The organism is Devosia algicola, assembly GCF_028816455.1.
Classification (GTDB): domain Bacteria; phylum Pseudomonadota; class Alphaproteobacteria; order Rhizobiales; family Devosiaceae; genus Devosia; species Devosia algicola.
In genome coordinates, this window is sequence record NZ_CP118246.1 from 2,326,777 (window position 1) to 2,339,320 (window position 12,544).

Sequence of the window (12,544 nt, forward strand, 5' to 3'; positions counted from 1 at the left end):
ATTTCGATCGCAATATTCGAAACCGGTTGCGCGCTTGCCCCTTCCAGTAGCCCCGATATTGTTTAGTATGCCCCGACACTTCGGGCCATGAACGGTCCAACTACCTTAGGGGAAATCGCATGAAGCTGGAAACGCTGGCCCTTCACCACGGCTATACGCCCGATCCGACCACCAAATCAGCCGCAGTGCCGATTTACCAAACGACCTCATATACGTTTGATGACACACAGCACGGCGCTGACCTGTTTGATCTGAAGGTGCCTGGCAATATCTATACCCGCATCATGAACCCCACCACCGCCGTGCTCGAACAGCGCGTTGCGGAAATGGAAGGCGGCATCGGCGGCCTGGGTGTTGCCTCGGGCATGTCGGCCATCACCTACGCCATTCAGGCAATTGCCGGGGCTGGCGACAATATCGTGTCGATCAGCCAACTCTATGGCGGCACCTACAACCTGTTCATGCACACCTTCCCCCGCCAGGGCCTCGAGGTCCGCATGGCTGGTGCCGACGATCTCGATGCCATTGATGGATTGATCGACAGCAAGACCAAAGCGGTCTTTTGCGAGTCCATCGGCAATCCGGCTGGCAATATCGTCGATATCGAGAAACTCGCCAGCATTGCCCACAAGCATGGCGTACCCCTGATCGTCGACAACACCGTCGCCACACCCTATCTGTGTCGCCCGTTTGATTTCGGTGCCGATATCGTTGTGCACGCCCTGACCAAATATATCGGTGGGCATGGCAATTCCATTGGCGGCATGATTGTCGACAGCGGCAAATTCGATTGGGTCGCCAACAAGGAACGCTTCCCGGTCCTGAACGAGCCTGATCCCTCCTACCACGATGTGGTCTACACCGAAGCGCTTGGACCCGCCGCCTATATCGGCCGCTGCCGTGTCGTGCCGCTGCGCAATACCGGTGCGGCGCTGGCGCCTCATAGTGCGTTCCTCTTTCTGATGGGACTGGAAACGCTCGGCCTGCGCATGGAGCGCCATTGCGATAACGCACTCAAAGTCGCCCAATTCCTGAAAAATCATCCCAAGGTCAACTGGGTCAATTACGCGGCCCTGCCAGACAGCAAATACAATGGCCTGTCCAAGCGCCTCACCAAGGGGCAGGCCTCAGGGATCATCAGTTTCGGAATCAAGGGGGGCAAGGACGCGGGTGGCAAGTTTATCGATGCCCTCGAAATGATCCTGCGACTGGTTAATATCGGGGACGCCAAATCACTGGCTTGCCATCCAGCCTCAACCACACATCGCCAGCTTAACGAGCAGGAACTGGCCCGCGCCGGCGTCTCCGAAGATTTGGTACGCATCTCGGTGGGCATTGAACATATCGACGATATCATCGCCGATATCGAACAGGCACTGACCAAGGCCTGACCCAACTGCATCCGGTGTCGGGAACCTTTGGTTGCCGACACCATCCAATGAGGCAGATGCGCGCCACACGGCCCGCACCACCTTATTGGAGACACCAAATGAGAACCGCCGCCCTGATCGCCACGATCCTATTTGCCAGCACCCTGCCCATACTGGCTCACGAACTTCCTGATAGCATTGCCAAGGCACCGCCCGCCGACACGTTTGAGGCCGTCAGCACCCTGGTGCCGCTGCCCGATTTCCTGCCCGGCATGGGCCAGTTGTTTGTCGACCCCGCTACCCTGCCAGCAGGGCCGTTCCTCGCCTATGACCATGACGGGGCGCTGGTCAGCACCATATATATGCTGCCGCTCAAGGACCTGAATCCCGACAACAGCTTTGACAATCTGGCCGCACCCTCTGGCAAGGTTGATCACGTCGACGTCTACTACAATGCCGGACACCCCGGTGTTGCCGAACCTCATATCCATATCGTGCTCTGGAATATACCGGTAGCCGAGGAAAGCCGGGTGGCTCAATAATGTTGACCCGTCGACACGCACTGCAGGTCGGCGGGGCATCCATTGCTCTGCTTGCCTTGCACTCACGAGTGTTCGCCGCATCGGACGTCGTCGATATTGTCATGGCGGGCAGGCCGGACGGCTCCCATGTCTGGTTTGACCCGATTGGCGTGCATATCCAGCCGGGCCAGACCGTGCGCTGGACCAATAATGACCCCTCGAATGCCCACACGTCGACCGCCTATCATCCAAGCATCCTTGACCGCCCACGCCGCATTCCCAACGGCGCCAGACCATGGGACTCGGGCTATCTGATGCCCGGTGAAAGCTTTGAGGTCAAACTGACCGTTACCGGGGTATATGACTATTATTGCCAGCCTCACGAACAGGCCGGCATGGTTGGCAGGATTGTCGTTGGGCATCCTCCCGATCGCGATTATCCCGCCACCGTAAGGGCGGGGCTGGCACCCCTGCCGGCGGCCGCGCTGGCTTACATGCCCACAATTTCTGATATATTGGCATCAACAAGGTGAGGGCATGATGAGCATTGTCCAGTCAAGTCAACACGACACCGAGCATGATCGCAGCGAGGCAAGTCTGGTGGAGCAGGCGCGTCGCGGTGGTGAAGACGCCATTAGGCTCCTGATCAAGGCGAACAACCAACGCCTGTTTCGGGTTGCCTGGGGGGTCGTACGCAACGACGCGGAAGCCGAAGACGTTGTTCAGGAAACCTATGTTCGCGCCTTCACCCACCTCGACGGGTTTTTGGGGACCGCGCGCTTTTCGACTTGGTTGACCCGCATCGCCCTCAACGACGCCATAGGCCGGGTGCGCAAGCGACGGACCATGACAGACCTTGAGGCCCTTGACGATGCGGGGATTGCCGACCCCGGTCTTGCCAGTCATCTGCCACTTTCCCTGAACCCCCTTCCCGCCGACAGTGAGGTCGATAGAACCGAGATGCGCACACTACTGGAGCACGCGATTTCGGAATTACCAGAGGTGTTCCGGCTGGTCTTTATAATGCGGGACATCGAGGGCCTTTCCGTCGCCGAAACAGCCCAGCACCTTGACCTGAAACCTGAGACCGTCAAAACCCGCCTGCATCGCGCCCGGCGCGCCCTACGCCTGGCACTTTCAGAGCAACTCAGTGGTGCGATCACCGACATCCTGCCCTTCGATGGCGCGCGCTGCGACAACATGGCGGACAAGGTCGTGGCGCGGCTTTGCACCAATGGCGTCATTCAGCAACCGAAGGCCTAGGGCCGGGGAGGCACCGGGCGCCGATGCAGTTTCTCGACATGTTTTCGCATAACCAGCGGCGCCACTTCAGCATCGAATGCCTTGAAATGATCGGCCGCCAGATGCGATTGGAAATCCTCGGAACTATCATAGATTTCATAAAGCACGACGCGATTGGCTTGCACCGGATCAACCAGGACATCGAATTGTCGGCAATGGGGTTCAAGCCGCAGCGAATCGGCAGCTTGCTGTTCAACACGGGTAACAAAAGCCTCGAAATTTCCGGGCTTGATCTCGAACACGACAATGACCGCAAACATGGTGATCCTGGAGCTATTGTTTCAGTGCAGCCGCTTGCGATGCGGTGAGCGGGCGTATCTTGTGGCCCTGCAACAGCAGGAACAGTTTGGCCGTTTCCTCGAGCTCTTCGGCCGCATATTGCGCACTGCGCAAATCGGCGCCGGCCACCACCGGGCCATGATTTGCCAACAGCAGCGCGTGATGCTTGTCGGCAAATCCGGCGACCGCCTCGCCCAGTGCAGGATCGCCCGGCGGAAAATAGGGAATAAGCCGCAAGGCCCCCACTTTCATGACATAATAGGCAGTGATCGCTGGCAACACATCGGCCGGATCGATATCTTCGAGCACGCTAACGGCAACCGAATGGGTTGAGTGCAAATGCACCACCGCACCCGCATCACGGCGAGCGCCGTACATCGCGGCATGCAAAAAGGTCTCTTTGGTCGGCTTGGGACCGTCAATCCACTTGCCATCGTCGTCGAGCAGGGACAATTGGCTCGGATCAAGATCGCCCATTGCCACATTGGTCGGCGTAACGATCCAGCCGCCCTCGGGAAGGCGCACCGAAATATTGCCAGAACTGCCAAAAGTCAGCCCGCGCGAATGCAGGGAATGACCAATCCGGCAGAGGCTCTTCACGCAGCACAGTCGTCATTGCCCGATGCCCAATTTTTCAAGGGCGTCGAAGAAAAAGCTCTCGGTGCCAAAATTGCCAGACTTGAGGATTGCCCAGACCCCGTCCGCCTGCATCCACGGAACGCCCGGCGCAACTTCGGCCCCGATCTGCATGTGATCAATCCCAAGCCCCCGCACCGCAGAACCCGATGTTTCACCACCCGCGACCACGAATGCGTTAAACCCGTCGGCGCGCGCCGCAGACGCCAGCGCCTCAAAAAACGCCTCGATCCGCTCGCCCGATTCAGTCACGCCCAAGGCCGCCTGCGCTTCAGCGACATCGCCGGGATAGGCAGTTGCATAAATCATCGGCACGGCGCCATTCTTGCCGATGCGCGCCAACACCTCGCGAGCCGAAATCGCAGGATCAACAATATCGACCGCCTTGATCTGCACCGCATCGACATTTCCTGCCAAGGCATGCCGCACCTGAGACTGGGTCATATCAGAGCCCGACCCGGAAAAAATGATGGGGCGAAGCGTGGCCGGGTCGGCAGCCGCCTGCCCACCCTGTTCGAGGCCCTGACTGTTCTGCAATCGCGCCAGCGCTCCACCCATCGCGGAGCCCCCCGAATAAAGCCTTAGCTTTGGCAGAGCCGCAGCGACGACGTCCAGATCCGGCGTCTGCAATACGTCGCAGATCAGAACCGAACCCGATGCGGCTTCCTCAAAAGTCTGCCGTACGGCATCGGCCCCTGAATCGATTGCCAATTTGGAGATCAGGCCCACTGGCCCCGTGCGCTGCCGCCCCAGTACGCGAACGATGTCGGGATCCGTCATTGGCGTCAACGGATGCCGCGCCAATGAGCTTTCAGACAGCAACCGGTCCTGTACAAACAAATGGCCCATAAACAATCGTCGACCATTTTCGGGGAAACCCGGGCTGGCGATGGTTCTGGAAACATCCAGTTCAGCCATCAACGCATCAAGAACCGGGCCGATATTGCCTTTGTCCGTGGAATCAAACGTCGAGCAATATTTGAAGTAAATCGATTCAGCCCGCATCTGGTTGCGCAGGAAGCTGGCCGCCCCAAGCGACTGGGAGACCGCCTCGTCCGCAGCAATATTGCGGGACTTGAGGGCGATGATCATGGCGTCGGCGACCTCCGTGGGAGGGCTTTGCGGCACCCCCACATGCAGGCTTACCCGCAACCCCTCGCGCGCCATCAGCGCACCAAGGTCGGTTGCCCCGGTAAAATCATCGGCGATACAGCCCAGAAACATCGCTCACCTCATTTGCCTGCGTCTGGCTCAAGAACGGGTGTCCGACGCTGGAATAGTCGGCGGACCATGGGCAATTGTGACAAGATTAGCAAGACATTGCACGCCAGAAGGATCGCGGCCGCCGGTCGGGTAAAAAAGCCCGACAGGTCACCATCGGAGATCAAAAGCGTCCGACGGAAACTTTCGTCAAACAAACCGCCCAGAATGACGCCGATGACCAGCGGCGCGATGGGATATTTCATTTCGATCAGCGCAAAGGAAATAATACCCACCACAATCATCAGGAACAGATCGTTGATACCCCCGCCAACCGAAAATGAGCCTATGGTTGTCAGCGCCAGTACCACCGGCAGAAAGATGGACTGGGGAATTTTGAGCACATGAATGAAGGCGCGCGCAGTAAACAGGCCCATCAGGAACATGATGGCCGATGCCATGACCAGGATCGAGACAATATGAAGGATCAGGTTGGGATCGATATTGGGGCCGGGAATGACATTGTTGATCATCAGCGCCCCCAACAGCGCCGCAGCCGGTGGCGAACCGGGAATGCCCAGGACCAGAAGCGGAATCAGGGCCCCGCCAATGGCGGCATTATTGGCGGTTTCTGAACTCAATAGGCCATCAATGGCGCCCTTGCCGAACTTTTCTTTTTCCTTGGAGAGATTTTTGCCGATGCCATAGGACACCCACCCCGCAACGTCTTCACCAACTCCTGGCAAGGCGCCGATACCGACCCCAAGCGCCCCCGAGCGCGCAATGGTGGGCATCCGCTGGCCGATGGTGCGCCAGTTGGGAATGATCGGGCCGATCTCGCGAACCTTGGAGATCAGTGTGCCTTCAAGCAGGCCCGAAATGATTTGCGGAATGGCGAACGCCCCCATCAGCACCGGCACCACCTGAAAGCCGCTGAGCAGATAGGCCCAGCCAAAGGTGTAGCGCGGCTCGCTGAGCAATGGATCCAGCCCGACCATGGCCATACCCAGACCCAAAAGGCCGGCGATCCATCCCTTGATCACCAGATCCTGGCTCATCAGCGTGCCACTGACCAGAATACCGAACAAAGCCAGCAGCGCCTTTTCCGGCGAGGCGATGGACTGGCTGATCATCAGCAACAGGCCTACCCCAACCAGCAGACAAAAGGTGCCGATCAGCGTGCCAATGAATGAGGCTGTTGTTGTCAGGCCAAGCGCTTCCCCGCCCCGACCCTGCTTGGTCAAGGGATAGCCATCCATCGCCGTCGCGGCCGACGCGGCGGTGCCGGGAATATTGACCAGGATCGACGGGTAGGAGCCGCCGTAAATTGCGCCGACATATGCGCCAATGAGCGCGATCAGCGAATATTCGAGCGGAAACTTGTTGCCGAAAAAGCCCGTCAGGATGGTAACCGCCAGCGTGGCTGTAAGGCCCGGTAGCGCACCAAAAATAATGCCAAGTGCCACAGCGGGCAGCAAATAGAGATAGGTAATGGGATCAATGATCAATTGGGCCAGCGAGTAGGCAAAGCCCGTCATTTGGGAAGCGATGAGATCCATGTGACTCAGTCCTTCCGCCCGTCAAGCAGAGGCTTGAGCGTGACGTAATAATGATATTCGATTTGTGAAAACAACAGACCCGTCCGATTGGGCACGTTCTGATGAAAACCGAAGGCCATGGCGATTACCAGCAGCAGCGGCGTTAAGAAGCTGATTATCGGCACATAGCGCAAATAGCCGGGAAGCGATCCGTGAGTACGAACGGCCTCAACCAAAGCCATAGCAACAAGAATTACGAAGCCGACTAGCGTGACGATATCGTCGTCGTGCGGTTTGGCCCATTGCTCGCTGGGAAAGTGAACAAGCAGGGCATATGCGGCGGGCACCATCACCAGCAAGAGGCTCAGTATGGCCGGGCGTATCCGCCCCTCGTAGAACCCGTAAGTCAGCGCCATCATCACCAGTGCTGTTGCCAAGGTGAAATCCACACGTGGTACCAACGCAAAAATATAGGCCAGCAACATCAGGCAGATAATGCAGAATTTCTGGAAGATCGGCGCCCGTGCCTGCGCAACGATTTTCTCCAAATCATCCCGGGTCGGCAGTCCATCGCCGCGAATGGCAATCACCAGCAGCGATACCGACAGCACCAACAACAACCCAAAGACCATATAGGGCACGATGGCAGCGGAATTATACCATTTTCCGTCGGCAACACCGGCCGCCCGCGCCTGAAATAGTGGAATTTCGAGCGTCTTGAACAGCAGACCCAACGAGGCCGCCATCAATGCAATTGCGGTCCAGAAATCTTTCTGGCGCAATGAGCGCTTGTCGTCTGTCAATTATACCTCCCGGGCTACAAAAAGACCGGCCCTTGGGCCGGTCAATCATTCAGTATTTGCACCTATGGCTTTGGAATGCCCAGTGTTTCCGGGTCGACGGTTGCCGCACCCAGATCCCAAAGGGTCCAGGCAAAAACACTCTCGAGCTTGGCAAACGTCTTGCTGGCTTCATCGCCCATCTGACCCGAGATCACATAATGATTGCCATCGGCCCATTCACGCACGGTGTCCGACGCCATGGCCTGCGTAAAGGCCTCCGACAGGACATTTTTAACATCATCGGAAGCCGAATTGGCCACCGCAAAGCCGATCGACTGACTCAATGGCAGATATTGTTTGAGGGAAGGATATTCGCTCAGCGCATCGGGAATGGTCTTGTCGCCGATCGAGGCTTCCTGACCGCTCAGCATCGCCAAGGGCTTGAGCTTGCCGCCATCGATCAATGGGAACTGTTCGGCCAGCGAACCGATAACCAGTTGCACTTCGCCATTAACTGCCGCTTCCATGGCCGGGGCCGAACCCTGATAGGGTACGAAGCGGAATTTTGCGTCAGTACCATTTTCCAGCGCCAGAAGGTTCAGGTGATGGATCGAACCCGATCCACTGGCCGCAGCCGGGATGGTGTCGGGCGCCGCCTTGGCAGCGTCGACCAGGCTCCTCAAGGCTGTTATAGGGCGATTCTGCGGGCACCGAAATCATCAGTGGCGACCCGCCGACGATGAATGGGAACCACACATCCATCCGCTTGTCCCAACCGCCCTGCACGGCAGCCGTTACGTTGGATTCGGAAATCCCGGCAAGCGTATAGCCATCATCTGGCTGGTTGAGCACGTAAATCATGCCGTTCGAACCTGCCACGCCGCCTGTCTGATTGATCACCGAAATGCCAACAGGCAGGAATTTTTCCATTTCCGCCATGACCATGCGATTGATGGTGTCGGTGCCGCCACCAGCGCCCCACACAACGGCGTTGGTTATATCGCGAAACGGATATTCCTGAGCCTGGGCAGCAACACCGCCGGCTAGAGTCACTGCTGCGGCAACAGCCAAAGCTGTGAATTTTTTCATGCTCTCCTCCTGTTCATTAACTCTCGCACAAGCCAATTCTCATGGACAACCGGGCGCGCGATGAGGCGCCAGATAAGCGCTATACATTTGCGTATTGATTAATGTATGCATTGTCAAGCGCATTAAAACCCGCTATGCAGTGATCAATAATTTGCCGGGCGCAGGCGCGGCCACTCAGGAGATCGACGATGAACGACGTAGCGGCCGGCGTGAAAAATCTGGATATCGCGGTTTTTGACGGCGACGGTATCGGCCCTGAAATCATGGCACCGACCGTTGCCCTGATCAGGCAGGCCACCAGCCACCTCCCCGACTACAATATCTCGTTCGAGTCACTCCCGGCAGGCGCTGGCCATTACGCCAGAACCGGCCAGTCCCTGCCCGAAAAATCCCTGGCCGCCGCCCGCAAGGCGGATGCGATCCTATTGGCCGCCATGGGCCTGCCATCTATCCGCTATCCCAACGGCACCGAGATTTCACCCCAGATTGATCTGCGCATGGAACTCAATCTTTATGCAGGTGTCCGCCCGGTGACTATTTTCCCCGGCGCACCCTGCCCATTGGGGGACAAACGCGCCGCAGATGTTGATTTCGTGCTGATCCGGGAATCGACCGAAGGCCTGTTCGCCTCGCATGGCAAGGGCACCATCAATGGTAATGAGAGCGCAACCGAAACGCTCGTCATTACCCGCGCGGTATCTGAAAAACTGTTCGATTTTGCCTTCAAGGCTCGCTGAGCGCCGCAAGGTCGCCGGGCGCGGCAAGGGTATAGTGACCTGCGTCGACAAGGCAAATGTGTTTCAGGCCTTCGCCTTTTTCCGCTCGATCTTTTTGGAGCGCGCCAGGAATTTTCCTGATCTGACAGCCAACAGTGCCTATGTTGATGCAACCGCTTTGTGGATGGTGGAACGGCCTTGGACTTTTGACGTGCTGGTCACCGAAAACATGTTTGGCGATATTCTGTCCGATCTCGGTGCTGGTCTGATGGGCAGCCTTGGTTTGGCGCCGTCAGCCGATATCGGCGACGATATTGCGCTTTTCCAACCCTGCCATGGTTCTGCCCCTGATATCGCCGGCCAAGGCCTTGCCAATCCATTGGCCATGATCCTGTCTGGCGCCATGATGCTGGATTGGCTGGGGCATGAAAATAACAGCAAGGAGTTGATCGGCGCGGGCAAACGTCTCGATGATGCGGTGAGGGCTGTGCTGGCTGAGGGTAAGTTCCGCACGCGCGATATCGGTGGCACCGCCACCACCCAGCAGATGGCTGACGCCGTGGCCGCCCACCTTTAAGGTAGCTAAAAGCCGACAACAACAATGCGTGCCAAGGAAGTGTTGATGAGCGAGTTGAAACTGGCGGCCGTCGGAGCGGGATATTTTTCTCAGTTCCAGTATGAAGCCTGGAGCCGGATCGAAGACGTTACACTCGTCGGCGTTTGCAACCAGACGCTGGAAAAGGCCGAGGCCGTCGCGACCCGATATGGCGCCAGCGCCTATGCCGATTTCAACAAGATGCTGGCCGAAACCAAGCCCGATCTGGTCGACATCATCACCCCGCCCTCAACCCATTTCGAATATGTGGCACGCGCGCTCGACGCGGGCGCACACGTCATCTGCCAGAAACCCTTTTGCGAAAATCTCGAGCAGGCTCGGGCAGTGACGGCGAAGGCCGCCCAATTGGGCCTGACCATAACCGTCCACGAAAACTTCCGTTTCCAGCCCTGGTATCGCGAGATCAAGACGCTATTGCAGAATGATATGCTGGGACAACTGTATCAGGCGCGCTTCAGTCTGCGACCCGGCGATGGGCAGGGCCCGGACGCTTATCTGGCACGCCAACCCTATTTTCAACAGATGCCGCGTTTTTTCGTCCACGAAACAGGCGTGCACTGGGTCGACACGTTCCGCTTCCTCTTTGGCAAACCCTCATGGGTATTTGGCGATCTGCGCCGCCTCAATCCCGCAATTAAGGGCGAAGATGCCGGACATATCCTGTTCGGCTATGATAATGGATTCCGCTCTACACTTGACGGCAATCGCCTGAGCGATCACGTGGCGGAAAATCGCCGCCTGACCATGGGCGAACTTTGCATTGAAGGGGAAAAGGGGACGCTTGAACTGTCTGGCAACGGTGAACTGAGCCGACGCGACTTTGGCACGAATTCGTTCGCCCGCCACGCTTATGACTGGCAAAATCGTGGCTTCGGCGGGGACTGTGTATTTGCCTTGCAATCCCATGTGGTCCGCCATCTCATCGAGGGTACACCGCTCGAAAATAGCGCGGCGGACTATCTCGATGTTATCGTATATGAGCAGGCCATCTATCAAAGCGCACAGGATGGCTGCCGAATAACGCTGTCTGGATAATCATGGGCACCAAACACATGTCGCAGACCGAACGGGCAGTTGCTGAGCTCAAGCACAAGATCATGAGCAACGAACTGGCCCCCGGCTCCAATCATCTTGAAGGTGAACTGGCCGAACTGCTGGGTTTGTCGCGCACCCCGGTTCGCGAAGCCATGCTGATGCTCGAAGCCCACGGTCTGGTTGAAGTACGGCCGCGCCACGGCATGCGGGTATTGCCGATTTCGGCCGCCGACATGGAAGAAATCTACCAGATACTGACCGAGCTGGAATCGCTGGCCGCCTATGATCTGGCGGTGCGGCGCCCGAGCGTTGCCGAACTGGCGCCCATGCGGCTGGCGGTTGACGACATGGAAGTGGCCCTAAAGAGTGATAATCGGGTTGCATGGGCCGAGGCCGACAATCATTTTCATGAAGCGCTGGTAGATCTGGCGGGCAATCGACGCCTCAAAGGCATTGTCTCGACCTATTCAGATCAGGCCCATCGTGCTCGGATGATCACGCTCCATATGCGACCCAAACCGACCAAATCCAACCAGGATCACCGCGCCTTGCTCAAGGCCATTGAAGCGGGCGATGCTGAATCCGCTCGCCAGATCCACCGCCACCACCGGCTGCGTGCCAAGGAGCCTGATGCTCGATCTCCTGAGCAAGCACGGCTTTTTTCACGTCTAGGAGACCTGATGGCCGACGATCAGTACGAAGTATTTGCCCTCAAATATGCGGAGCGCAATGGCCGCACCCGCGCCGACTCCTTCCAGTTTGATGACGACCACGCTTCCCCTCACGCCATGGATTATTATATCTGGGTCTTGCGCAACCATGCGCGCACCATTCTGGTCGATACCGGCTATGACACCAGGGAAGCTACAAGGCGCGGGCGCCCGATCCTGTCCGAGCCAATTGGCATGCTCAAGCGGCTGGGCATTGCCCCCACCGATATTACCGACCTGATCGTGACCCACCTGCATTATGATCATGCCGGCAGTCTTGATCAGTTCGAGCACGCCCGGTTTCATCTCCAGCAGGCCGAACTTGGCTTTGCTGTGTCACCATGCATGTGCCATCCCGTGCTGCGCGCCCCCTTTACCGCCGAGCATGTCTGCACCGCGGTCAAACAGCTTTATTCTGGCAAGCTTACATTTCACGATGGCAGTGCGCAGATCGTGCCCGGCGTGCGGGTGCATCGCGTTGGCGGTCACAGTTCCGGTCTGCAGATCGTGGAAGTGGACACGGCAAACGGGCCATTGATACTGGCCTCTGATGCCAGTCATTATTATGAAAACTTTGAGCGCGAAAAGGCTCTTTCCCATCGTGCTCGATCCACCCGCGATGCTCGATGGCTTCAAACTGCTGCTGGACTGGCAGAGACGAGGCGCGGTTGTTGTCCCCGGCCACGATCCATTGGTGCGTCAACGCTTCATGCCACTCCATGACGACGACATGATCGTCAGGCTCAATCA

General features: G+C 57.7%; 13 protein-coding genes and 1 pseudogene. 7 read left to right on the plus strand and 7 right to left on the minus strand.

Annotated elements, in window-relative coordinates; all coding sequences use genetic code 11:
* Nucleotides 1–119: 119 nt before the first annotated feature.
* From PSQ19_RS12345 to PSQ19_RS12360, 4 genes are all read left to right on the plus strand, one after another.
* Nucleotides 120–1,391: an O-acetylhomoserine aminocarboxypropyltransferase/cysteine synthase family protein gene (locus PSQ19_RS12345; RefSeq protein WP_282217977.1), complete on the plus strand. Its 1,272-nt coding sequence runs from the start codon at nt 120–122 to the stop codon at nt 1,389–1,391.
* A 98-nt stretch (nt 1,392–1,489) separates the two neighbouring features.
* Complete coding sequence (locus PSQ19_RS12350) at nt 1,490–1,912, plus strand: DUF5602 domain-containing protein (RefSeq protein WP_282217978.1); 423 nt, start codon at nt 1,490–1,492, stop codon at nt 1,910–1,912.
* The gene (locus PSQ19_RS12355; protein ID WP_328517655.1) at nt 1,912–2,424 is read left to right on the plus strand and encodes a plastocyanin/azurin family copper-binding protein; all 513 of its coding nucleotides are present in this window, start codon (nt 1,912–1,914) and stop codon (nt 2,422–2,424) included. Before PSQ19_RS12350 ends, PSQ19_RS12355 begins: the two co-directional genes overlap by 1 nt.
* Before the next feature lie 4 nt (nt 2,425–2,428).
* Complete coding sequence (locus tag PSQ19_RS12360; RefSeq protein ID WP_282217979.1) at nt 2,429–3,154, plus strand: RNA polymerase sigma factor; 726 nt, start codon at nt 2,429–2,431, stop codon at nt 3,152–3,154.
* Here PSQ19_RS12360 and PSQ19_RS12365 read toward each other — a convergent pair.
* The 7 genes from PSQ19_RS12365 to PSQ19_RS12395 form a co-directional block, all read right to left on the minus strand.
* On the minus strand, nt 3,151–3,453 hold the full coding sequence (locus PSQ19_RS12365; RefSeq protein WP_282217980.1) for a putative quinol monooxygenase: 303 nt from the start codon (nt 3,451–3,453) through the stop codon (nt 3,151–3,153). The two genes, PSQ19_RS12360 and PSQ19_RS12365, sit on opposite strands and share 4 nt — an antisense overlap.
* A 13-nt stretch (nt 3,454–3,466) precedes the next feature.
* Nucleotides 3,467–4,072, minus strand: coding sequence for a 3-oxo-tetronate 4-phosphate decarboxylase (gene otnC, locus PSQ19_RS12370; protein ID WP_282217981.1), 606 nt, complete (start codon nt 4,070–4,072; stop codon nt 3,467–3,469).
* A gap of 12 nt (nt 4,073–4,084) precedes the next feature.
* Nucleotides 4,085–5,332 carry a 3-oxo-tetronate kinase gene (gene otnK, locus PSQ19_RS12375; protein WP_282217982.1) on the minus strand — a complete coding sequence of 416 codons (1,248 nt, stop codon included), beginning with the start codon at nt 5,330–5,332 and terminating at the stop codon, nt 4,085–4,087.
* 8 nt (nt 5,333–5,340) lie between these two features.
* Complete coding sequence (locus tag PSQ19_RS12380; RefSeq protein WP_282217983.1) at nt 5,341–6,867, minus strand: tripartite tricarboxylate transporter permease; 1,527 nt, start codon at nt 6,865–6,867, stop codon at nt 5,341–5,343.
* A 5-nt stretch (nt 6,868–6,872) separates the two neighbouring features.
* Entirely contained in the window at nt 6,873–7,649 is a 777-nt protein-coding gene (locus tag PSQ19_RS12385) for a hypothetical protein (protein ID WP_282217984.1), read from the minus strand.
* 62 nt (nt 7,650–7,711) lie between these two features.
* Nucleotides 7,712–8,311, minus strand: coding sequence for a tripartite tricarboxylate transporter substrate-binding protein (locus PSQ19_RS12390; RefSeq protein WP_282217985.1), 600 nt, complete (start codon nt 8,309–8,311; stop codon nt 7,712–7,714).
* The gene (locus PSQ19_RS12395; RefSeq protein ID WP_282217986.1) at nt 8,199–8,717 is read right to left on the minus strand and encodes a type 2 periplasmic-binding domain-containing protein; all 519 of its coding nucleotides are present in this window, start codon (nt 8,715–8,717) and stop codon (nt 8,199–8,201) included. The genes PSQ19_RS12390 and PSQ19_RS12395 overlap by 113 nt, the downstream gene beginning before the upstream one ends.
* 188 nt (nt 8,718–8,905) lie before the next feature.
* Between PSQ19_RS12395 and PSQ19_RS19850 the strand changes: the two are divergent.
* The 3 genes and pseudogenes from PSQ19_RS19850 to PSQ19_RS12410 all read left to right on the plus strand — a co-directional run bounded on the left by PSQ19_RS19850 (nt 8,906) and on the right by PSQ19_RS12410 (nt 12,517).
* Nucleotides 8,906–10,010, plus strand: a pseudogene (locus PSQ19_RS19850) (isocitrate/isopropylmalate dehydrogenase family protein).
* A 45-nt stretch (nt 10,011–10,055) separates the two neighbouring features.
* Nucleotides 10,056–11,084 (plus strand): Gfo/Idh/MocA family protein, encoded by a 1,029-nt coding sequence (locus PSQ19_RS12405; protein WP_282217987.1) that lies wholly within the window; start codon nt 10,056–10,058, stop codon nt 11,082–11,084.
* A gap of 2 nt (nt 11,085–11,086) precedes the next feature.
* Complete coding sequence (locus PSQ19_RS12410) at nt 11,087–12,517, plus strand: FCD domain-containing protein (protein ID WP_282217988.1); 1,431 nt, start codon at nt 11,087–11,089, stop codon at nt 12,515–12,517.
* Nucleotides 12,518–12,544: the final 27 nt, after the last annotated feature.

Excerpts from the sequence above, each read along its gene's own strand:
- PSQ19_RS12345 (WP_282217977.1), top strand. The coding sequence starts at position 120 with ATGAAGCTGGAAACGCTGGCCCTTCACCACGGCTATACGCCCGATCCG.
- PSQ19_RS12350 (WP_282217978.1), top strand. The coding sequence starts at position 1,490 with ATGAGAACCGCCGCCCTGATCGCCACGATCCTATTTGCCAGCACCCTG.
- PSQ19_RS12355 (WP_328517655.1), top strand. The coding sequence starts at position 1,912 with ATGTTGACCCGTCGACACGCACTGCAGGTCGGCGGGGCATCCATTGCT.
- PSQ19_RS12360 (WP_282217979.1), top strand. The coding sequence starts at position 2,429 with ATGATGAGCATTGTCCAGTCAAGTCAACACGACACCGAGCATGATCGC.
- PSQ19_RS12365 (WP_282217980.1), bottom strand. The coding sequence starts at position 3,453 with ATGTTTGCGGTCATTGTCGTGTTCGAGATCAAGCCCGGAAATTTCGAG.
- otnK (WP_282217982.1), bottom strand. The coding sequence starts at position 5,332 with ATGTTTCTGGGCTGTATCGCCGATGATTTTACCGGGGCAACCGACCTT.
- PSQ19_RS12380 (WP_282217983.1), bottom strand. The coding sequence starts at position 6,867 with ATGGATCTCATCGCTTCCCAAATGACGGGCTTTGCCTACTCGCTGGCC.
- PSQ19_RS12395 (WP_282217986.1), bottom strand. The coding sequence starts at position 8,717 with ATGAAAAAATTCACAGCTTTGGCTGTTGCCGCAGCAGTGACTCTAGCC.
- PSQ19_RS12405 (WP_282217987.1), top strand. The coding sequence starts at position 10,056 with ATGAGCGAGTTGAAACTGGCGGCCGTCGGAGCGGGATATTTTTCTCAG.
- PSQ19_RS12410 (WP_282217988.1), top strand. The coding sequence starts at position 11,087 with ATGGGCACCAAACACATGTCGCAGACCGAACGGGCAGTTGCTGAGCTC.